This is a genomic window from Streptococcus panodentis (assembly GCF_017884005.1).
Taxonomy (GTDB): Bacteria; Bacillota; Bacilli; order Lactobacillales; family Streptococcaceae; genus Streptococcus; species Streptococcus panodentis.
This window is the reverse complement of sequence record NZ_QFAY01000013.1, coordinates 36,909-56,684: the sequence shown is the minus strand read 5'-3', so window position 1 is coordinate 56,684 and position 19,776 is coordinate 36,909. Positions and strand designations below refer to the sequence as shown.

At 48.1% G+C, this 19,776-nt stretch carries 23 protein-coding genes; 17 read left to right on the top strand and 6 right to left on the bottom strand.

Annotation, left to right across the window (positions count from 1 at the left end; genetic code table 11):
- Positions 1-8 precede the first annotated feature (8 nt).
- From gtfA to DHL47_RS07295, 6 genes are all read left to right on the top strand, one after another.
- The gene (gtfA, locus tag DHL47_RS07320) at positions 9-1,529 is read left to right on the top strand and encodes an accessory Sec system glycosyltransferase GtfA (protein WP_209551409.1); all 1,521 of its coding nucleotides are present in this window, start codon (positions 9-11) and stop codon (positions 1,527-1,529) included.
- On the top strand, positions 1,513-2,865 hold the full coding sequence (gene gtfB / locus DHL47_RS07315) for an accessory Sec system glycosylation chaperone GtfB (RefSeq protein WP_209551408.1): 1,353 nt from the start codon (positions 1,513-1,515) through the stop codon (positions 2,863-2,865). The genes gtfA and gtfB overlap by 17 nt, the downstream gene beginning before the upstream one ends.
- Positions 2,858-3,040 carry an accessory Sec system protein Asp4 gene (asp4, locus tag DHL47_RS07310; protein WP_128837295.1) on the top strand — a complete coding sequence of 61 codons (183 nt, stop codon included), beginning with the start codon at positions 2,858-2,860 and terminating at the stop codon, positions 3,038-3,040. Before gtfB ends, asp4 begins: the two co-directional genes overlap by 8 nt.
- A 1-nt stretch (position 3,041) precedes the next feature.
- Positions 3,042-3,260, top strand: a complete 219-nt coding sequence (gene asp5 / locus DHL47_RS07305) for an accessory Sec system protein Asp5 (RefSeq protein ID WP_128837294.1) — start codon at positions 3,042-3,044, stop codon at positions 3,258-3,260.
- A 328-nt stretch (positions 3,261-3,588) separates the two neighbouring features.
- Positions 3,589-3,969 (top strand): CidA/LrgA family protein, encoded by a 381-nt coding sequence (locus DHL47_RS07300; protein ID WP_209551407.1) that lies wholly within the window; start codon positions 3,589-3,591, stop codon positions 3,967-3,969.
- On the top strand, positions 3,962-4,657 hold the full coding sequence (locus DHL47_RS07295) for an LrgB family protein (protein ID WP_209551406.1): 696 nt from the start codon (positions 3,962-3,964) through the stop codon (positions 4,655-4,657). The genes DHL47_RS07300 and DHL47_RS07295 overlap by 8 nt, the downstream gene beginning before the upstream one ends.
- 45 nt (positions 4,658-4,702) lie before the next feature.
- On the opposite strand, the gene DHL47_RS07290 is transcribed toward DHL47_RS07295, so the two are convergent.
- Positions 4,703-5,548 carry a lantibiotic ABC transporter permease gene (locus tag DHL47_RS07290; RefSeq protein WP_209551405.1) on the bottom strand — a complete coding sequence of 282 codons (846 nt, stop codon included), beginning with the start codon at positions 5,546-5,548 and terminating at the stop codon, positions 4,703-4,705.
- Between the two features lie 14 nt (positions 5,549-5,562).
- Positions 5,563-6,270, bottom strand: coding sequence for an ABC transporter ATP-binding protein (locus DHL47_RS07285; RefSeq protein ID WP_209551404.1), 708 nt, complete (start codon positions 6,268-6,270; stop codon positions 5,563-5,565).
- Between the two features lie 180 nt (positions 6,271-6,450).
- On the opposite strand from DHL47_RS07285, the gene DHL47_RS07280 reads away from it, so the two are divergent.
- The 3 genes from DHL47_RS07280 (at position 6,451) to pyk (ending at position 12,226) form a co-directional block, all read left to right on the top strand.
- Positions 6,451-9,561, top strand: a complete 3,111-nt coding sequence (locus DHL47_RS07280; protein ID WP_338060097.1) for a DNA polymerase III subunit alpha — start codon at positions 6,451-6,453, stop codon at positions 9,559-9,561.
- A gap of 85 nt (positions 9,562-9,646) precedes the next feature.
- On the top strand, positions 9,647-10,657 hold the full coding sequence (pfkA, locus tag DHL47_RS07275) for a 6-phosphofructokinase (RefSeq protein ID WP_128837291.1): 1,011 nt from the start codon (positions 9,647-9,649) through the stop codon (positions 10,655-10,657).
- Between the two features lie 63 nt (positions 10,658-10,720).
- The gene (pyk, locus tag DHL47_RS07270; protein WP_209551402.1) at positions 10,721-12,226 is read left to right on the top strand and encodes a pyruvate kinase; all 1,506 of its coding nucleotides are present in this window, start codon (positions 10,721-10,723) and stop codon (positions 12,224-12,226) included.
- Positions 12,227-12,314: 88 nt separating this feature from the next.
- On the opposite strand, the gene DHL47_RS07265 is transcribed toward pyk, so the two are convergent.
- The 4 genes from DHL47_RS07265 to DHL47_RS07250 all read right to left on the bottom strand — a co-directional run bounded on the left by DHL47_RS07265 (position 12,315) and on the right by DHL47_RS07250 (position 14,903).
- Positions 12,315-13,466: a tyrosine-type recombinase/integrase gene (locus DHL47_RS07265; protein WP_209551401.1), complete on the bottom strand. Its 1,152-nt coding sequence runs from the start codon at positions 13,464-13,466 to the stop codon at positions 12,315-12,317.
- A 128-nt stretch (positions 13,467-13,594) separates the two neighbouring features.
- The gene (locus DHL47_RS07260) at positions 13,595-14,140 is read right to left on the bottom strand and encodes a hypothetical protein (protein ID WP_209551400.1); all 546 of its coding nucleotides are present in this window, start codon (positions 14,138-14,140) and stop codon (positions 13,595-13,597) included.
- A 10-nt stretch (positions 14,141-14,150) separates the two neighbouring features.
- Positions 14,151-14,537, bottom strand: a complete 387-nt coding sequence (locus DHL47_RS07255; RefSeq protein WP_209551399.1) for an ImmA/IrrE family metallo-endopeptidase — start codon at positions 14,535-14,537, stop codon at positions 14,151-14,153.
- Between the two features lie 15 nt (positions 14,538-14,552).
- A complete protein-coding gene (locus DHL47_RS07250; protein WP_209551422.1) occupies positions 14,553-14,903 on the bottom strand; it encodes a helix-turn-helix domain-containing protein in 351 nt (116 codons plus the stop codon).
- A 302-nt stretch (positions 14,904-15,205) separates the two neighbouring features.
- Between DHL47_RS07250 and DHL47_RS07245 the strand changes: the two genes are divergently transcribed.
- The 8 genes from DHL47_RS07245 to DHL47_RS07210 all read left to right on the top strand — a co-directional run bounded on the left by DHL47_RS07245 (position 15,206) and on the right by DHL47_RS07210 (position 19,771).
- Positions 15,206-15,418: a helix-turn-helix domain-containing protein gene (locus DHL47_RS07245; RefSeq protein ID WP_209551398.1), complete on the top strand. Its 213-nt coding sequence runs from the start codon at positions 15,206-15,208 to the stop codon at positions 15,416-15,418.
- 11 nt (positions 15,419-15,429) lie between these two features.
- Positions 15,430-15,750: an excisionase gene (locus DHL47_RS07240; protein WP_338060099.1), complete on the top strand. Its 321-nt coding sequence runs from the start codon at positions 15,430-15,432 to the stop codon at positions 15,748-15,750.
- Between the two features lie 32 nt (positions 15,751-15,782).
- Positions 15,783-16,010, top strand: a complete 228-nt coding sequence (locus DHL47_RS07235; protein ID WP_209551397.1) for a hypothetical protein — start codon at positions 15,783-15,785, stop codon at positions 16,008-16,010.
- 3 nt (positions 16,011-16,013) lie between these two features.
- Complete coding sequence (locus DHL47_RS07230) at positions 16,014-16,268, top strand: hypothetical protein (protein WP_209551396.1); 255 nt, start codon at positions 16,014-16,016, stop codon at positions 16,266-16,268.
- Complete coding sequence (locus DHL47_RS07225) at positions 16,261-16,512, top strand: hypothetical protein (RefSeq protein WP_209551395.1); 252 nt, start codon at positions 16,261-16,263, stop codon at positions 16,510-16,512. Before DHL47_RS07230 ends, DHL47_RS07225 begins: the two co-directional genes overlap by 8 nt.
- A 141-nt stretch (positions 16,513-16,653) precedes the next feature.
- A complete protein-coding gene (locus DHL47_RS07220; protein ID WP_209551394.1) occupies positions 16,654-17,136 on the top strand; it encodes a MazG-like family protein in 483 nt (160 codons plus the stop codon).
- Positions 17,133-18,494, top strand: coding sequence for an SIALI-17 repeat-containing surface protein (locus tag DHL47_RS07215; RefSeq protein WP_209551393.1), 1,362 nt, complete (start codon positions 17,133-17,135; stop codon positions 18,492-18,494). Before DHL47_RS07220 ends, DHL47_RS07215 begins: the two co-directional genes overlap by 4 nt.
- The gene (locus DHL47_RS07210; protein ID WP_209551392.1) at positions 18,494-19,771 is read left to right on the top strand and encodes an AAA family ATPase; all 1,278 of its coding nucleotides are present in this window, start codon (positions 18,494-18,496) and stop codon (positions 19,769-19,771) included. The genes DHL47_RS07215 and DHL47_RS07210 overlap by 1 nt, the downstream gene beginning before the upstream one ends.
- Positions 19,772-19,776 lie beyond the last annotated feature (5 nt).

Sequence of the window (19,776 nt, the reverse complement as noted above, 5' to 3'; positions counted from 1 at the left end):
AGGACATTATGACAGTATATAACATTAACTTGGGCATCGGCTGGGCCAGCAGCGGCGTAGAGTACGCTCAGGCTTACCGGGCTCAGCTGCTGCGCAGGATTGGGCAGCCGGCTAAGTTCATCTTTATGGATATGATTTTGGCGGATAATATTCAGCACCTGACTGAAAATATCGGTTTTCGTGATGAGGAGGTTATCTGGCTCTACCAGTTTTTTACAGATGTCAAGCTGGCGCCGACTACGGTGACACTGGATGACCTTTTGGCTTCAGTAGCCGGCCGGCCCGACCGCTCAGAAAGAGAGGGCCGGATTGTCCGCTATTTCTATTCGCAGGAGGATGTCTTTATCACCTGCTATTTGCGGCAGGAGGATCAGGACTTTGTGGAGCATGCAGAGTACGTTTCGCGCGGCCGGCTGATTCGCAAGGACTATTTTTCCTATGTCCGCTATGCCAGCGAGTATTTTGCTCCTCATGAGGGAGCAGCAGCCCTCTACCAGCGCCGTTTTTACAATGAAGACGGCTCGGTGGCTTATGATATGCTGCTGCAGGACGGCCAGGAGGAGCTCTACCGCTTTCCTGACCGCATCTTTTACTCTAAGCCCGAGCTGGTCCGCTATTTCCTGCGCTGCCTCGATCTGCAGGCGGAGGACATCCTGATCCTGGACCGGGAAACCGGTATCGGTCAGGTGGTCTTTGAGGAATGCCGGCCGGCTAAGCTGGGAGTGGTGGTCCATGCCGAGCACTTCAGCGAAAATGCCAGCAGTGAGGACTATATTCTCTGGAATAATTTCTATGACTATCAGTTTACCAATGCGGACAAGGTGGACTTTTTCATCGTGGCGACTGCAGCTCAGCGGGACATTCTGACCCGGCAGTTTGAGCGCTATTCGGACCAGCGGCCTAAGATTGTCACCATTCCGGTGGGGAGCCTGGACCGGCTGATTTATCCTGAGCATCCGCGTCGGCCTTTCTCTATGATTACCGCTTCGCGGCTGGCGACGGAAAAGCATATCGACTGGCTGCTGCGGGCGGCCATGGAGGCCCATAAGACCCTGCCGGATCTGACTCTGGATATTTACGGTAAGGGAGGCGAGGAGGCCAAGCTCCGCCGCTTGATCGAAGAAGGCGGGGCTCAGGACTACATCCGGCTCAAAGGCCATGCTGATCTGAGCCGAGTATATGCCGACTATGAGCTCTATCTGACGGCTTCGACCAGCGAAGGCTTCGGCCTGACCCTGATGGAGGCCGTCGGCTCCGGTCTGCCCTTGATTGGCTTTGATGTCCGCTATGGCAATCAGACCTTTATCAAGGACGGTGAGAATGGCTATCTGCTGCCGGCTTCTGCCAGTCAGGTGGAGGAGCAGATTATCTCCGCTTATGCGGCCAAGATTCAGGAGCTCTTTGAGCAGGGGCAGCAGCCGGCCATGAGCCAAAAATCCTATGAGATTGCAGCAGACTTTTTGACCAGCCGGGTGGAGGCCGCCTGGAAAGAGCTCATTGAGGAGGTGGGACATGATTCAGCTATTTGACCTTTACAGTCAGGAAACCCAGGACCTGCATGACTCCTTGCAGGCCGCGGGCTTTGACTGTCCGACCATTGTCCTTGAGGCCAATGGCTTTCTGCCGGATGATATGATTTCGCCTTATCTGCACTTGCTGAGTGAGGAAAGGCCATCTGGCAAGGCCCGCTTCTTTAATCAGATTGACCGGCCGCCCTTTTGGGAAATCATCGGCGACCATCAGGGAGCGCGTGTCCTTGATATGGGACAGGAAAAAGCCCGGATCCGCTATGCCGATCAGGCTATGGGCCGTCTGGTCAAAGAAGTGGATTGGCTGGACAGCAAAGGGCAGCGGCGCCTGACCGATCACTATGACAAGTATGGCCGCCGCTTTGCTCAGACAGCCTATGATGCCGGTCAGCAGGCCCTGACGACGACCTATTATGCGGATGACCGGCAGGAGCGGATCGTGGAGAATCATCAGACAGGCGACCTGATTCTGACCTTGGAAAATGAGCCCCTGCGCATCCTGAAAAACCGGGTCGACTTCCTGCGTTTCTTTCTGGAGCGGATGGGCTATGATCTGGACCATATCCTCTTTAACTCTCTGGCCAATTCCTTCCTGCTGTCGTACAGCTTGGCTGGTCAGGCCGGACAGGACATTCTCTTTTGGCAGGAGCCCATCGGTGATGCTTTGCCGGGCAATATGCAGCTGATTTTAGAGCAGGATCAGCTGCGGACGCAGACCATTGTCATTCCAGACCGAGCGACTTATGAAAAAGCCAGGAGTCTGGCTGGACCGGAGCAGCAGCACAAGCTCCTGCATCTGGGCTATCATTATGATTTCAAGCGGGACAATTATCTCCGCAAGGATGCTCTGATACTGACACATTCAGATCAGATCGAGCAGCTGGAAACCTTGGTGACCGCCCTGCCCCAGCTTGTCTTTCGCATCGCTGCTCTGACTGAGATGTCGCCCAAACTCCTGTCCATGCTCTCTTATCAGAATGTCGTGCTCTATCAGAATGCCAGTCTCAAGCAGCTGGAGGAGCTTTATCTGCAGGCAGACCTCTATCTGGATATCAATCAGGGCGGGCAGGTTCTGCAGGCCGTTCGCTGGGCTTTTGACAGCAATCTGCTGCTGCTGGGCTTTGAGCAGACGGTTCATGACAGGCGCTACATCGCCAGCCAGCATATTTTTGACAGCAGTCAGCCCCAGCAGCTGGTGGCAGCGATTGAGCAGGCACTGGCTGATGTTGAGGGGATGCGGTCAGCGCTTCTGGCTCAGGGCCGGCATGCCAATGACGTTCCGCTCAGTCTGTATCAGGAAACCCTTCAGAGGGTGCTAGGAGGTCAGCATGACTAAGAAAGACTTATTTTACAAGGATGTGGAGCAAAAGTTAGACAGTCTTAAACAGGGCCAGCCCAAAAAAGAAAAAGCCAGTCTGGGCGAAAAGCTCAACAAGGCCTTTGTCATTGCACTGGGTCTGGTCATCTTGATTGGGCTGATTTTTACCCTGATTGGAGCATTGAGGAGATAGTATGCAGACTTTATTAATCTTATTGACCGCCGGCGCAGCGCTGACTCTCATCCTGCTGGTCAGCCTGCTGCCTCGTGAGAGCCAGCGTTTTTTTCAGGACAGCAGCTCTATTGGCAAATCCGGCTACTGGGACACCGACCTCGTGATGAAGCTGTCGGTCCTCTTGGCCAGTCTGGCCCTCTTTGCCTTGCTGATTTACTTTATGATTCAGGCTCTCTAATCCTGAGAATGAATGACGATAACAAAGTGAGACTGAGACATGCATTGTCCCAGCTCTTTTTTATCATCATTTTGTCTATCTTTTACAGCCTTTTCCTTTGCTTTTAGTAGTGGCGGTGGGGCAGAGTCTTATTCGGTATCTTCCCGAAGATAGCTCCCTCTGTGGGTGAGGTCGCAGCCATCATGGGAGTCTGCCCCACCGCCTTGTCTTCAACCCAGGACTTCAAAACAAGTCTGTTTTTGAAATTCAAATAGCCTTTATTTCTGAAACTCTCTTGAAATTTTTCCGAAAAGGAGTAAACTGTAGATAGAAGAGATGGAGGTTTTGCATGAAATTATATGTTCAACTGATGATTATTTTGATGATTTCCCTCATTGGAGAGGGCATTTCATCGGTGTTTCGCCTGCCTGTTCCGGGCAGTATTATCGGCCTGTTCCTGCTGTTTTCAGCCCTGCAGTTCAAGCTTTTGCGCTTGCGCCATATCAGCATGGTGGGCAATTTTCTCCTGGCCAATATGACCATTCTTTTCCTGCCTCCGGCAGTCGGCATCATGGATAAGTTTCAGGTCATTGCGCCTTATCTGCTGCCCATTGTCCTGATTGTAGTGGGAGCCATCGTGCTCAATGTCTGTGTGATGGCAGTGGTGGTGCAGCTGGTGAAGAGCCGTTTTGAAGGCGATTATGAGAAAGGAGGGAGCAGCCATGTCTGATCTATGGAGCAATCCTCTCTTTGGCCTGGCTCTGTCTATTCTGGCTTATCTGATTGGCCTTCTGATTTTCCGCAGATTTCCCCATCCTTTGACCACTCCCTTGCTGCTGGCGGCGGTGCTGGTCATTGCCTTTCTGAAGCTGACCGGGATTTCCTACAAGGATTACTATGTCGGCGGCTCCTATTTAAACAGTCTGATTGTCCCCTCTACAGTCGCCTTAGGTATCCCGCTCTATAAGACCTTTCACCTCATGAGGCACCATGCCCGCAGTATTTTGCTGGGGACCTTTGCGGCAGTAGTGGTCAATACCTGCTTCACTGCTCTGCTGGCTAAGTTTTTTGGCATGGACTTTTTTCTGGCTGTTTCTCTCTTTCCTAAGTCTGTCACCACAGCCATGGCTGTCGGCATTACGGACAAGCTGCAGGGGATTGCGGCAGTGACGCTGGTTGTCGTTGTAGCGACCGGCATTCTGACCAGTGTTTTGGGACCGACGCTTCTAAAGATTCTAAAAATCACAGATCCTGTCGCCGTTGGCCTGGCTCTAGGCGGGACCGGCCATGCAGTGGGAACGGGAACTGCCTTTAAATACGGTCAGGTCGCGGGGGCCATGGCAGGACTTGCGATTGGTGTGACGGGCCTTATGTATGTCCTTGTCAGCCCTATCGTGGCAGCGATTATTCTGAAGTAAAAAAAGAAAACTGGCTGAACCAAAAGGTTTCAGTCAGTTTGATGGTTATTGAAGATTCAGCTTGTTTTTCACAATGGCGTAGACGGTAAAGTAGAAGCCGAAAATCTTGACGAGTTCAAAAATGCTCCGGATAATCAGGGAGATATCCAGCATTTGACTAAAACTTAGGTAGAAGTCATCGTAACTAGAACTATCATCATAAAGATTCAGGAAGTTGGTTACAGAATATGGAGTCGGCAGGAAGAGAGAGAAGACTGCCAAAACAGTCCAAATCAAAAATCCAAAGAGGACAGCCATCATAATCCGATTCTTCTTAAAGAGCTGTCCGATGGAGATGACGAGGTAGAAGAAGAGAATGCCAGAGATGGTTTGCAGCAGATTGATGAATCCAAATTTGATGAGCCAGAGCCAGAAAGAGGGTATGTAGTCAAGGTATTTAAACAGCTCTTGCAAGGAATAGCCGACGATAGGCAGAGCAATTCCAAAAATCAGGAAGCCGCCGACAAGCATGGTCAGCATGCACAAGAGACTCCAGATAAAGGCAGAGAGGAGCTTGGAGAGAAGGATTTGGTGCGGCGTGACTGGGAGTGTCCAAGTCAGGTATCCTTCGCGTCCAAAGACGTTTTTATAAAAACGGCGGATAATAATGATGGTATTGGACAGAAAGACAGCGCAGGCTGCTGAAAAAATCATCAGAAAGAGCAAATAGAAAATAATGACAAAGCCAGCAGTAGAAGTTGGATAATCACTAAAATAATTGAGCTGATCCGGCTTTAGCACGCTGCCGGCAAACAATCCCATGAAGACCGAGAGGCCTAAAAAGATGGCAAAGGTGATACAGTACCATTTGTAATTGGACTTAAAGTCGTATTTAAACAGTTTTCCGAACATAAAGCAGAGACCTCCTAGTAAAAGCGAAACTGGCTGCGGAAGAGATTATCAATAGACTGATTGTACTGTTGGCGCAGCTGATTAGCATTTTCATGCAACAGAATCTGACCTTGATTGATCAGGATGACTTCATCCAAGATCGGCTCAATATCTGCAATTAAGTGAGTGGAAATGATGACCGAAGACTGAGGCGTGCGGTTTTGGATGATGGTTCTCAGGATATAGTCACGGGCTGCCGGATCGACACCGCCGATTGGCTCGTCCAGGATATACAGGTCCGCATGGCGGCTCATGACCAAAATGAGCTGCATTTTTTCTTTGTTCCCTTTTGACAGGCTGCCGATGCGGGCCTGCGGATCAATACGGAGATCCTTTAGGAGCTGCAAGGCTTTGGCGCTGTCAAAGTTTTCGTAAAAATCTTGGAAATAGGCTATCGCTTCGCTCACTTTTGAATTGTCGCTCAGATAAGTGGTGTCCGGCAGATAGGAGACAAAGCGCTTGCTGTCTCGGGAAGGCTCGGCCCCCTTGAGATAGACATGGCCGGAGGTTGGCTGCAGGAGTCCGTTGATGAGCTTGATAATGGTTGTCTTGCCGCTGCCGTTGGGACCCAGGAGACCGATAATTCTGCCAGGCTGGATGTTCAAGCTCACATCATACAGGGCCGGGGCTTCGCCATAGTTTTTAAAGATGTGGTCGAGATAGACCAGAGGATACTGATTCATGAGTGCCTCCTTATATTAAATTCCGTTTACACACATTATACCTTTTCCTTTAAAAAATAGCAAAAAAAGCCAGCAAGGATGGCCGGAACAGCCCTCTCTGCCAAACTCCCATTTCCCACATTGGCCGAATTGCGGTATAATAGTTATAAGAAGAAGCAAAGCATGTTCAAGGAGAAAAATGTGGTGATACAGTTAGATACCAAGACGGTTTATACTTTTATGGACAGTCTCATCTCTATCAAAAAATACGTGCAGAAAGCCAAGGAGCTGGGCTACAGCCGCTTGGGCATGATGGATGTGGACAATCTCTATGGTGCCTATCATTTTCTGGAAGCAGCGGCAGCAGCGGGCATTCAGCCGCTTTTGGGCTTGGAGCTGACGGTCATCAGAGAGGGGCAGGAGCTGAATATCCGGCTTCTGGCTCTGAACAGTCAGGGCTACCGCAATCTGATGAAGGTCTCCACCCGCAAGATGACCGGCAGCAAAAACTGGGAGGATTTCCAGCATCTGTTTAAGGGCTTGGCTTTGATTGTACCAGCTTTTGCCGGTGTGGAAGACTTGGATCTGGGACAGGATTTTTATATCGGTGTCTTTCCGGACACGCCCCGGCAGAGCTTTGAGCGGCCGACCCTGCCCCTGCATACAGTCCGTTATTTCCATACAGGAGAGTTGGAGACGCTGCAGATGCTGCGGGCCATCCGGGACAATGTCAGCCTGCGGGAGGCGGGCAGCCCTGCCAGCCATGAGCTGCTGCTGACGCCCCAGGCTCTGGCGGCAGCTTTTGAGCAGAGCTTTCCTGAAAGCCTGAGCAATCTGGAACAGCTTGTCAGAGATGTCCATTATGACATCAATACAGAATTGAAACTGCCCCGCTTTAATCCGGAGCGGCCGGCAGCCGAGGAGCTGCGGGAGCGGGCCGAGGCCGGTCTTCTCAAGCGCGGCCTGAACGGGCCGCAGTATGCGGATCGGCTGGAGCAGGAGCTGGCTGTCATTCACCAGATGGGCTTTGATGATTATTTTCTCATCGTCTGGGATTTGCTGCGTTTCGGCCGCAGTCAGGGCTACTATATGGGCATGGGCCGGGGGTCTGCAGTCGGCAGTCTGGTGGCCTATGCACTGGAAATTACCGGTATTGACCCAGTGGAGAAAAACCTGCTTTTTGAGCGCTTTCTCAATCTGGAGCGCTATACCATGCCTGATATTGATATTGACATTCCGGATGTCTACCGGCCGGAGTTTATCCGCTATGTCCGTGACCGCTACGGCAGCTGGCATGCGGCTCAGATTGTCACCTACTCGACCTTTGGGGCCAAGCAGGCCATTCGCGATGTGTTCAAGCGGTACGGCCTGCCCGAGTATGAGCTGACCAATATCACCAGAAAAATCCGATTTGGAGACAGTCTGACCTTGGCTTATGAGAAGAACATGGCCTTTCGCCAGATTATCCACAGCAAGCCCGAATACCAGCAGGCCTTTGACATTGCCAAGCAAATCGAAGGCAATCCGCGCCAGACCTCTATCCATGCGGCCGGCGTCGTCATGAGCGACAATGATCTGACCGACCATATCCCTCTCAAATACGGCGAAGACATGCTGATCACCCAGTATGATGCCCACGGTGTCGAAAGCAACGGTCTGTTGAAAATGGACTTTTTGGGCCTGCGCAATCTGACCTTTGTCCAGCGCATGAAGGAAGCAGCCCTGAAAAAGCATGAAGTGGCTATTGACATTGCTGCTATTGACCTGGAAGATGCAGAAACGCTCAAGCTCTTTGCAGCTGGTGATACCAAGGGGATTTTCCAGTTTGAGCAGCCCGGAGCCATCAGCCTGCTCAAGCGGGTCCAGCCGGTGCAGTTTGAGGAAGTGGTGGCTACGACCTCGCTCAACCGGCCCGGTGCCAGCGATTACATTGATAACTTTGTCAAGAGAAAGCATAGCCAAGAGCCGGTGGAGCTGCTGGATGACAGTCTGGCTGATATTCTGGCGCCTACCTATGGCATCATGCTCTATCAGGAGCAGGTCATGCAGGTGGCTCAGCGCTTCGGCGGCTTCAGTCTGGGCAAGGCCGATATCTTGCGCCGCGCCATGGGCAAGAAAAATGCTGCCGAGATGCACAGGATGGAAGAGGAGTTTGTAGCCGGTGCGGTCGCATGCGGCCACACAGCTGAGAAAGCCAAGGAAGTCTTTGCCATTATGGAGAAATTTGCCGGCTACGGCTTCAACCGCAGCCATGCTTATGCTTACTCAGCTCTGGCCTTTCAGCTGGCCTATTTCAAGGCACATTATCCGGATGTTTTCTTTGATATTATGCTCAATTATTCCAGCAGCGACTATATCACAGATGCGTTGAACTTTGGCTTTCAGCTGGCACCGCTCGATATCAATACGATTCCCTATCATGATAAATTTCAGGAGAAGCAGATTTTTCTGGGTCTGAAAAATATCAAGGGTCTGCCGCGGGATTTAGCTTTTTGGATTTTAGAGGAGCGCAAGCAGGCTCCTTTTTCCGGCGTGGAAGACTTTATCCTGCGTCTGCCGCAGAACTATCACAAGGTGCAGCTTCTGACTCCCTTGGTACAGCTGGGCCTCTTTGACAGCTTTGAGCCCAACCGCCAGAAGATTCTGGCCAATCTGCCCAATCTCTTTGTCTTTGCTGACGAACTGGGCAGCCTCTTTGCAGATAGCAGCTATTCCTGGACTGAGGCAGAAGATTTCAGCGAGGCCGAGAAGTTTGAGCTGGAGCAGAGCATTATCGGGGCCGGCCTCAGCGACCATCCTTTGATCCGTCTGGCCAAGCAGTCCGCTCAGCCTTTCAGCTGGATTGGTGAGCTGACGGAAAATAGCAGAGCGACGATTTTGGCAGAGGTGCAGAGCATCAAGGTCATTCGCACCAAGAAAGGCGAAAACATGGCCTTTCTGCAGGTCTCTGATACCAAGAAAAAGCTGGATGTGACCCTCTTTCCAGAGACTTACCGCCAGTTAGCGGACTGTATCCGAGAGAAAGGCTATTACTATCTGACCGGCAGGGTACAGGAGCGGGACGGCCGACTGCAGATGATCCTGTCAGACCTACAGGAAGCCAGCTCCGAGCGCTTCTGGATCCAGACTGCCAATCACGACCATGATGTAGCCATTTCTCAGATATTGCAGCGCTATCCGGGCAGCATTCCCGTGGTCCTGCGCTATGAAGAGGAGAAGCAGACGGTCGCAACACCGCATTTTCGGGTAGAAAAATCTGACCACCTGCAGGAGGAATTGAAAAAATACAGCATGAAAACGATTTTTCGCTAAAAAATATGGAAAAATAAGAGAATTTTCCTGCCGATTGTGGTATAATCTATAAGAATGTTAAAAAGAAGAAGGAGCAAAAAGCGAAATGAAACGTATTGCTGTTTTGACCAGCGGCGGTGATGCCCCTGGTATGAATGCTGCTATCCGTGCAGTCGTTCGTAAAGCAATTTCCGAAGGAATGGAAGTTTACGGAATTTATGATGGCTACGCTGGAATGGTTGCCGGGGAAATCTATCCCTTGGACGCAACCTCAGTCGGCGACATTATTTCTCGTGGCGGGACCTTCCTTCATTCCGCTCGTTACCCTGAGTTTGCCCAGCTTGAAGGCCAGTTAAAGGGGATTGAGCAACTGAAAAAGCACGGTATTGAAGGCGTGGTCGTTATCGGCGGCGATGGTTCTTACCACGGTGCTATGCGTCTGACAGAGCACGGCTTCCCAGCTGTCGGTGTGCCGGGCACCATTGACAATGATATTGTCGGGACAGACTTTACCATTGGCTTTGATACAGCCGTTACGACGGCGATGGACGCTATTGACAAGATTCGCGATACCTCATCCAGCCACCGCCGGACTTTCGTGATTGAGGTAATGGGCCGCAATGCCGGTGATATTGCTCTTTGGGCCGGTATTGCTTCTGGTGCAGATGAGATCATCGTTCCTGAGGAAGGCTTCGAGATTGAGGACATTGTTTCCAGCATCAAGGGCGGCTATGAAAAAGGCAAGAAGCATAATATCATCGTTCTGGCAGAAGGGGTGATGTCAGCGGATGAATTTGCCAAGCTGCTGAAAGAAGCGGGCGATATGAGCGATCTACGTGTCACTGAGCTGGGCCATATTCAGCGCGGAGGCTCACCGACTGCGCGTGACCGTGTGCTGGCTTCCCGCATGGGAGCCCATGCCGTTTCTCTGCTCAAGCAGGGAATCGGCGGTGTTGCTGTCGGCATCCGCAATGAGCAGATGGTAGAAAGCCCGATTCTGGGAACAGCAGAAGAAGGTGCACTCTTCAGCCTGACAGCTGACGGCAAGATTGTGGTCAATAATCCGCACAAGGCCGACTTGGAGCTGGCTGAGCTCAACCGCAGCATTACTATTTAATTATTATTTATTTGTTATTACAGGCCTCAAGGCCAAAATAGAAGAAGGAGTTTCATAAAAATCATGAACAAACGTGTAAAAATTGTTGCAACATTAGGTCCTGCGGTAGAGATCCGTGGCGGTAAAAAATTCGGCGATGACGGATACTGGGGCGAAAAACTTGATGTTGAAGCATCTGCACAGAATATCGCTAAATTGATTGAAGCCGGCGCCAATACCTTCCGTTTCAACTTCTCACACGGTGACCATGCTGAGCAGGGAGAGCGCATGGCAACTGTTAAGCGTGCAGAAGAAATTGCCGGTCAAAAAGTAGGTTTCCTTCTTGATACGAAAGGTCCGGAAATCCGTACAGAGCTCTTTGAAGGCGATGCCAAAGAGTATGCTTACAAAACGGGTGAAAAGATCCGCGTTGCAACTAAGCAAGGTATCCAGTCTACCCGCGAAGTAATTGCCCTCAATGTTGCCGGCGGGCTGGACATCTATGATGATGTTGAAGTGGGCCGTCAGGTGCTGGTTGACGATGGTAAATTGGGTCTTCGCGTGGTTGCCAAAGACGATGCGACTCGCGAATTTGAAGTGGAAGTTGAAAACGACGGCATCATTGCTAAGCAAAAAGGTGTCAACATTCCAAATACCAAAATTCCTTTCCCGGCACTGGCGGAACGTGACAACGACGACATTCGCTTTGGTCTGGAGCAGGGCATCAACTTCATCGCGATTTCATTTGTCCGTACTGCAAAGGACGTCAATGAAGTGCGCGCCATCTGCGAAGAAACAGGCAACGGCCATGTTCAGCTTTTTGCCAAAATCGAAAACCAACAAGGGATTGACAACTTGGATGAAATCATCGAAGCTGCAGACGGTATCATGATTGCGCGTGGTGACATGGGGATTGAAGTACCGTTCGAGATGGTTCCAGTTTACCAAAAGATGATCATCACCAAGGTCAATGCTGCTGGTAAAGTAGTCATCACTGCAACCAACATGCTGGAAACCATGACTGAAAAGCCGCGTGCAACCCGATCTGAAGTATCTGACGTTTTCAATGCCGTTATTGACGGTACTGATGCAACCATGCTGTCAGGCGAGTCTGCCAACGGGAAGTACCCGCTTGAGTCTGTTCGCACAATGGCAACCATTGACAAGAACGCTCAGACACTGCTCAATGAGTACGGCCGTCTGTCTTCTACGACATTTGCCCGCAACTCTAAGACAGAAGTTATGGCTTCAGCGGTCAAGGATGCAACCACTTCAATGGATATTAAACTGGTTGTGACCCTGACCAAGACCGGTCATACTGCTCGCTTGATTTCTAAATACCGTCCGGATGCTGATATCCTGGCCATCACTTTCGACGAGCTGACACAGCGCGGTCTCATGCTGAACTGGGGTGTGATTCCTGTGACGACTGAGCGTCCTTCTAATACAGATGACATGTTTGAAATCGCTGAAAAGATTGCGGTTGAGCAAGGTCTGGTAGAATCTGGCGACAACATCGTTATCGTTGCCGGTGTGCCGCTTGGTGAAGCAGTCCGTACCAACACAATGCGTATCCGCACCGTTCGTTAATATCAAAATAAAAACCTTGCTAAATCAACGTTTCGCAGTTGTTGGCAAGGTCTTTTTTTATCAAAAGGGGCATGGAAGGGGCAAAAATCTATTTTCTATCCTTGGCGATTGCGTCTAAAATATCTGCGACATTCGTTTTCATGTTCCTAGTGACGTGGGTATAAATCTGCATCGTAGTCCGTGAATCTTTATGACCTACTCTGGCCATGATTGCTTTTAGGGGGACATTTTTTTCGGCAAGCATACTGACCAAGGTGTGGCGGAAGATGTGGGAGCTAAGTGTTTTTTGAATTGGATTTTTTAACCTGGAATTAGCCTTCTGCAAAGTTATGTTAAAAGAATTTCTTTGGACTGGCTTACCTCGGTTATTAAGAAAGATATAATCTGTCTTTGACCAATCCGGGTCAGAGCTAGCAGCCAATTCATTCAGCTCCAGAAGCTCGTCTATGATTTCTATTTCACGGTAGGTTAAGTAGGTAGTTCTGTAACTAGATGCCGTCTTAGTCAATTCTTTTCTAGCGTTTTTATCAACACTGTCCAAAGAGCCGTGAATATCCAGCTCTCTGCTTTCTTTACGGTAATTATGCTTTTGAATAGCTACCGCTTCACCAATACGACAGCCGTTTAATGACATAAACTCTGCAAGCAGCCCGGCTCTGTAAGTCCGAGGTATTCGATATAGTTCTTTTAAAAGTGGATTAAGTTCATCGGTTTCCAGATACTTATCGGCGGCAGATTGCATTTCATCAATCGTGAGAGGGCGTTTAGGCAATGTGGTGGATCTTGCAGGATTGTCTGTTATGATTTTCAACTCCTGGGCATAATCAAAAGTACCATTCAGAATCACTTTGATATGGTCCAACTGTGATTTTGTGTAATTGGTATCAGTTATGTATTTTTTGATATAAGCGACATCGATGTTGCGAATCGGGACACCAGGAGCGAAATTTTCCGACAGTCTTTTATAGGCTGGAGTGCGTGCCCGGACACTGGATCTTCTGACAGTTTTTTGATAGCACCCCCACCATTCATCTAAGATGTCATTGAAAAATCTATCTGATGATGATAACTTTTGGATAACCTTTTCTATCTTTTTATTCAGCAGCTTTTGCGCTTCTTTTTTTGCGCGATTTGAGCCACTGGCCAAGGTAACAGATACCCTGCGCCATTTCTCAGTATAAGGGTCTTTGTATCGCTCAAAAAATTTATATTTTCCGTTATCTAATTGCTCTGACCACATTGTAAAATCTCCTATATTCTGGTAAAATAGGTACAAGAAAACGGCCCGTTGAATGGCTTGTTTTCCGAATCCTAACAACACCCTCATGCTCTAAGTTTGGCGACGGCGAGCGTGGGGGATTTTTTATTTTATCTAAAGAATCGATCTATATTTCCTGCTTCAGCATTGGTCAGCTTAGTCTTTATGGTTTTCAATTCACCAGTAACTGCGTTACGCAGCATGACCTTTGCAGTCCCCGGTTTTTCTTCTTGCGTAGTGACAGAAGTAGAGTTGATAGTACCCTTTTTCTTTCGTGCGCCGCCGGCCATGCCGCCTATAATCGTACCTACCCCGGGAGCTAACACGGTACCGATAGCGGCACCGCCTACAACACTGCCGCTTCGGCCTTGCTGCTTAGTTTTTCCGGTCGTTTTTGTCCGTTCTTTTATTGTAGATCCTGCAAACTCAAAACCAACAAATTCATATAACACTGGATCCTCGGTATAAAATCCAATGTAATACTGACCATCTACAGTTTTTCTAACAGTAGTAGAGCTGGCAAATTGATTGCTTGCTGGCAGTGTGATTTTTGTTTCAGCAGCTGCTTTTTTTCTTTTTTTATTAGCTGCGCCAATGCCTTCGGCAGTTTTATCTACCGCTGTCTTTGCGAACCCTTTGAGCTTTTCAAAGTCCATAATAAACCTCCTAAAGACCTTCGGCGAATTTCAGATACTCATCTTGTATCATCAGCTCGTCAGTGGTCGTTTTTAAATTATATTTTTTAGCAAAATTAAACCAGTTGAATGTTGCAGAGTCGTCATACTTGGCTAGTTCTTCCTGCACAAGCCGCCTAATCATAAAGCGGTTAGCCTCGTTTTCGCAGCGTGTGGCAGCATAATTGTAGGCCGTACTAGTATGTCCTAAATGCCCAAGTTCGTGTAAAAGAACCTGATGCCGTTTCTCTGGGGACAAAGCACTATTAATAAAAATAGTCCGTGTCCCTGCATCGTAGAAGCCATTCCTTGACCACTGGTCAGGGTCAAAAGTTTGAAGTGATACTTGATAGTGCTCCAGCAATTCCTTTTCATTCATAATCTCCCACCTCTTTTACTTTTTACTATTAAGGTAACCTTCGATAATACCTTTGATAGCTCGCTTGTCATCATCAGATAGAGGTTTACCGTCGAATACCATGATACGGCCGTCCAAATCGTCGATGTCTATTTCTTGCTCTGAAGCAGGTTCGCCAGCTATTACCGGGTTATTAGTTCGACCTAGTAGATAATCGGTGGAAACGTGAAAGTAGTCAGCGATTTCTTGCAGACGGTCAGATTTAGGAGTTTTTTCTTTCAAAGTGTAGAGATAATTTACACTATAGCCTAAATCTTCAGCAACTTTTTGAAGATTTATCCCCCGTTTTAGAGCAAGTTCCTTTATTTTTTCAAGCGTTGAAAACATTGTCATATCAACCTTTCTAAGGCATGACAAAAAATATTTTATAAAAAAGTGTTATTTTCTGTTGACAAAAATAATACTTAAGTGTAAAATAGTTTTTGTAAGTTAAAGAGTTAGTCAAAAAACTAGTTAAAACTTATCTAAAAAACAATAGCTTTGGCGAGCAAGAAAGTTGATAGATATATCGTTTTATCAAGTTTTTTAATTACGTTTTAATTTTACACCTTAGTGTAATAGTTGTCAAGCGTTATTATAAAATTTAACTAATTCTTTAACTTATAAATTAACTGAAAGGGGTAGAGCGTATGAGCCAACAACACAAAAAATGGCTTGAACTGGTTGAGCAGCGACTTGATGAAAAGGGTTGGTCGCGGTCTGATTTGGCGTTTGTCATCGGGGTCAGTCCGGCAATGATTACCAAGCTAATGAAGACCGGACACGGCAGTGACGAGCTGAAGCTTGAAATCAAGAAGAAGCTCAACATCAGCGAAAGCTGGGTAAAATTCGAAGAAAGGTAGGTTTGACAATCGTGCCACAGGTCAAAATCAAGGAAGTCATCTATACACCAGCTGACGGAACGGAACAACCGACCGGAGGGGACTATAAACACCTGTGCCAACGCTGGGAAGGTCTGACCATACCAACGGCTAAGCAGTTCATCAAGGAAATGCGAGACAATCCAGAGTTTGAACAATATGTGTTCAACCCGACGCATAAACTGATGTTTGTAGACTACGAAGGTTTCCGCAAGTTTTGGAAATGGAAACAGGCTAATCGCTACCGGGCCAAAAAAATAAGCCTCGCAAAAATCGAAGCTGACGAGGCCATGGCGAAGCAGTTAGGCTTCTAAACCATCTCAAGTATAGCACAAAGGAGGTGCTTATGGCAAACAAAACTGAAAATATGCGCCTGATCATGGACTGGCAGCGAAAGCACTTTATGCTGGGCAGCCAATACAAAAACGCACTGGCTAAAAAGTCAACAGAGGTTGTGCAGGCAGAGCTTGATAAACTGTCCAAAGAATATGAAGACGTGACTTTCAGAATCGAAAACAAAGGGTCGCAAATCATCGACCACAACAAGAAATTTACTTTTAAAAAAGGGGTTTAAAAAATGAGGTTAAGTTTAAAAGAAAAAGTATTAGTGCTGCAGTACACCTGCGCTACATTGGTTATCCTGGTTATTACTACCGCTATCGGCATCTGGGGCTTAGAGAGCCAAGTCAGCCGCTTAGAATTTGTCAATGAACGGCATGAGCGTATGATTGACAAATTTAACCAGAAGTACATGCAGGACCAAGCCATCGACAAGCAGGAACTGCGGGAATTGGTCGCAAAAGTAATGCAGGAAGGTGATAGCCATGAGTGAGTTTTTCGGAGCAGTAACACTGGTAGGTGTCTTTATCATCGCCGGCTTTGTTTCCAATCTGTCTGATGACATCAAGCGGCATAGAAACGAATTAGCTGAGCGTCGGAAAGTTCAGGAAATCGACGAAGAAGCACACTATATCATCATGGCTCAAGAACACTATGCAGCGGAGCAAGCTGCCAAGATGGCTGAAGCTCGGAAGACAATCAGCCGGTATCATGAGCCGCTAGGGGAGTTGGTATGACGATCCCGGAATTAGAGACTGCCATACTTTACTATGCGTCAGTCAACGAAAAAAAGAAACTTGCCTGGTACAAGAAGCATGACAAAGTGAAATTTATCAAGTACCTATGGAGCTTGAAAGTGATATACGAAGGAGGAAAAAATGAAACTACAAGAACTAATTGAAAACGTTCAGCAATGGTCTAAGGACCGGGGACTGGACAAGGCGGACAGTAAGAAGCAGCTGCTGAAACTCTATGAGGAATTTGGGGAATTGGCCGCCGGAATTGCCAAAGGGAATCAGGAAGTCATCGAAGATAGTATCGGCGATGTGGTTGTTGTGCTGATTATCCTAGCGCAGCAGCAAGGGATCACTGAGCTGAATGATATTCGCTATCAAATTCATGGCGATGACATGATGCACAATGTTGCAATCTGTATCAGCTTCATTTCAAAAGCGATTTTAAACGGATATGACCCGCACCTTGTAGCCAACGAAATCGAAATGATTATCGCTGGATTGAGATTAGTTGACAAAAATACAATCTTTGAAGACTGTCTAGAAGCTGCTTGGAATGAAATCCAAGACCGAAAAGGAAAGATGGTTGATGGGGTTTTCGTGAAAGAGGGGGATTTGAAGAAATGACTAAAACAAAATTAATGATGTTAGGTGTTACGCTGCTGTCTACTGTTGCAATCTCGCAAGCAGTATTAGCTGCTGAAGTTGAAAAACAGGGGACTGAAATTGTAGTCACAGAGCCAGAGGTTGCATATAGCCAAGAGGCTGCTGAAACCTACGTGAATAAGGATCTGACTTATCACACAGAGATTCCAGATGGGGTTGAAATCAACCCCGGGGATACGCTGACTTATAACCTCCCTGAACAATTGCAATGGACAACTACACAGGAGTTTGATGTAACAAGCCCTGAGGGGGAGGTAGTCGGCAACGCTGTAGCCTCGAATGAGACACAGGCTGTTACTACTACCTTTAACGACTACTTCCAGCGCAACCCGTTGAACAAGCAATTTGACATGACGCTGAAGACAATGTGGAAAAAAGAGGTGGTCACAGAAAATCAAAAGTATGACCTTAACTTTAACGGTACTATTGTGCAAAACGTTGAAGTGAAGCAGCAGGGCAGTGCCAATCCTACCGAAATTGTCGCCAAGTGGGGCTGGCAAGACAAAGATGATCCATCTCTTGTGCAATGGGGAGGCCGGGTGAACTTTGTGAAGCATGAGCTCACTGATGTCAATGTATCCGACACTTGGGACGATAATAATGAGTATGTAGAGGGTTCTATGCGCTTGTTTGAATTGTCATCAGCAGAACCTTGGGTGGGTATTCGTGAAATCCCTCTGTCAGAAGCTGGGGTACAGTTCTACAAAAACGGGTTCAAGCTGTATATGCCTTACCTGAAGAATATTCTCAGTCTGGAATATAAAACCCGGCTGAAGAATAAGCTGCAGAACCCAGTAAACGTGCTGAGTTTCACCGCGATGGGACAGGAATATTCATTCGAACGGGAAATCCAAGTAGCAAACGCTACAGGAAGTGCTAAAGGTAACGTACGTCCATTTGTGTGGGAAGTTCCACCAGCTCCAGTTCACGAAATCCCTGAGTACACAGGAGGCGCCGTTCCATTAGACCCGCCGGTTCATGACAAACCTGAATGGCAAGGCGGGGTTGTTCCAAACGATCCACCGATTTTGAATCTTCCAGAGTTGGATATTCCAATTGAACCGGAAAAGCCGGAAGAACCAGAAAAACCGACCACACCAGACACGCCTAAAACGCCTGAAAACGTCCCTGAACACTCCGGCGGTAAGATTGTACCAGAAGCAAAAACAACTGCTGTGACAGCTGAAAAAACCGCTAATACGGACGAATTACCAAAGACCGGTACAGTAAGCAATACATTTCTGTCAATCTTGGGTATCAGCGGTTTGATTTGCTTAGGTGTGATTTTCGAAAACAAGAAGAAAGGTAAGAAAAAATAATGGTAACAATCAATAAACTTGAAATCGAAAATGTCAAGCGGGTTAAAGCGGTTAAACTAGAGCCGTCTGCAACAGGTCTGACTATCGTAGGCGGCAACAACAACCAAGGTAAAACTAGTGTATTAGATGCAATTGCCTGGGCACTGGGCGGTAACAAGTACAAACCCAGCCAAGCGCAACGCGAAGGCAGCACAATCCCGCCGACACTAAAAATTACCATGTCAAACGGCCTTGTAGTAGAGCGCACTGGCAAAAACAGCGCCCTCAAGGTCATTGACCCAGAAGGCAACAAGGCCGGTCAAAAACTGCTGGACAGCTTTGTGGAAGAGTTGGCTATCGACCTGCCAAAATTTATGGAATCATCTAGCAAGGATAAGGCGACTACGCTCCTGCAGATTATCGGCGTAGGCCCGCAGCTGGCAGAGCTGGAGATGGAAGAAAAGGCAAAATATGACGAACGCCACGCAATCGGTGTGATTGCTGACCAGAAAGAAAAGTTTGCCAAAGAACAGCCTTACTATCCTGACGCTCCAAAAGAACTTGTCAGCATTGCCGAGCTAATCCAGCAACAACAGGAAATTTTAGCCAGAAACGGCGAAAATGCCCGCAAGCGTCAAAACGCTGCAGCCATCCAAAATCAATACAACGCCGCCAATGCTGAAGTTGAACGGCTGGAGCAGCTGCTGAATGACGCAAGAGCAAAACAGGCCGAATTTGCCAAAGATCTAGAAATTGCTCAAACAGATGCCATGGATCTGCAAGATGAATCTACTGAAGAAATTGAGAAGAACATCGCGGAAATTGACGAGATTAATCGCAAGGTCCGGGCTAATCTGGACAAGGACAAAGCGGAGGACGATGCCAAGGGCTACCGTGCGCAGTACAAAGAATTGGATAATGTTATCAGCGAAATCCGTCGCAAGAAAACAGACTTGCTGACAAATGCAGACTTGCCATTGGAAGGTTTGTCAGTCGATGATGGTGAATTGCTCTACCTTGGTCAACGCTGGGATAACATGTCAGGCAGCCAACAACTGCAAGTGGCCACGGCTATTGTCCGCAAGCTCAAGCCGGAATGCGGCTTTGTCCTGATTGACAAGCTGGAGCAGATGGACCAAGTGACCTTGCAAGAGTTCGGCCAATGGCTGGAACGTGAAAAACTGCAGGCGATTGCGACCAGAGTATCAACTGGCGGGGAGTGCAGCATTTTGATAGAAGATGGCTATAGCGTGAAGCCAGAAGTCAGTCAACCGTCAGGCTGGCAAGGAGGATTTTAGAAAGG

Coding starts and splice junctions, on each gene's coding strand:
- gtfA (WP_209551409.1), top strand. CDS start 9: ATGACAGTATATAACATTAACTTGGGCATCGGCTGGGCCAGCAGCGGC.
- gtfB (WP_209551408.1), top strand. CDS start 1,513: ATGATTCAGCTATTTGACCTTTACAGTCAGGAAACCCAGGACCTGCAT.
- asp4 (WP_128837295.1), top strand. CDS start 2,858: ATGACTAAGAAAGACTTATTTTACAAGGATGTGGAGCAAAAGTTAGAC.
- asp5 (WP_128837294.1), top strand. CDS start 3,042: ATGCAGACTTTATTAATCTTATTGACCGCCGGCGCAGCGCTGACTCTC.
- DHL47_RS07300 (WP_209551407.1), top strand. CDS start 3,589: ATGAAATTATATGTTCAACTGATGATTATTTTGATGATTTCCCTCATT.
- DHL47_RS07295 (WP_209551406.1), top strand. CDS start 3,962: ATGTCTGATCTATGGAGCAATCCTCTCTTTGGCCTGGCTCTGTCTATT.
- DHL47_RS07290 (WP_209551405.1), bottom strand. CDS start 5,548: ATGTTCGGAAAACTGTTTAAATACGACTTTAAGTCCAATTACAAATGG.
- DHL47_RS07285 (WP_209551404.1), bottom strand. CDS start 6,270: ATGAATCAGTATCCTCTGGTCTATCTCGACCACATCTTTAAAAACTAT.
- pfkA (WP_128837291.1), top strand. CDS start 9,647: ATGAAACGTATTGCTGTTTTGACCAGCGGCGGTGATGCCCCTGGTATG.
- pyk (WP_209551402.1), top strand. CDS start 10,721: ATGAACAAACGTGTAAAAATTGTTGCAACATTAGGTCCTGCGGTAGAG.
- DHL47_RS07265 (WP_209551401.1), bottom strand. CDS start 13,466: ATGTGGTCAGAGCAATTAGATAACGGAAAATATAAATTTTTTGAGCGA.
- DHL47_RS07260 (WP_209551400.1), bottom strand. CDS start 14,140: ATGGACTTTGAAAAGCTCAAAGGGTTCGCAAAGACAGCGGTAGATAAA.
- DHL47_RS07255 (WP_209551399.1), bottom strand. CDS start 14,537: ATGAATGAAAAGGAATTGCTGGAGCACTATCAAGTATCACTTCAAACT.
- DHL47_RS07250 (WP_209551422.1), bottom strand. CDS start 14,903: ATGTTTTCAACGCTTGAAAAAATAAAGGAACTTGCTCTAAAACGGGGG.
- DHL47_RS07245 (WP_209551398.1), top strand. CDS start 15,206: ATGAGCCAACAACACAAAAAATGGCTTGAACTGGTTGAGCAGCGACTT.
- DHL47_RS07235 (WP_209551397.1), top strand. CDS start 15,783: ATGGCAAACAAAACTGAAAATATGCGCCTGATCATGGACTGGCAGCGA.
- DHL47_RS07230 (WP_209551396.1), top strand. CDS start 16,014: ATGAGGTTAAGTTTAAAAGAAAAAGTATTAGTGCTGCAGTACACCTGC.
- DHL47_RS07225 (WP_209551395.1), top strand. CDS start 16,261: ATGAGTGAGTTTTTCGGAGCAGTAACACTGGTAGGTGTCTTTATCATC.
- DHL47_RS07220 (WP_209551394.1), top strand. CDS start 16,654: ATGAAACTACAAGAACTAATTGAAAACGTTCAGCAATGGTCTAAGGAC.
- DHL47_RS07215 (WP_209551393.1), top strand. CDS start 17,133: ATGACTAAAACAAAATTAATGATGTTAGGTGTTACGCTGCTGTCTACT.
- DHL47_RS07210 (WP_209551392.1), top strand. CDS start 18,494: ATGGTAACAATCAATAAACTTGAAATCGAAAATGTCAAGCGGGTTAAA.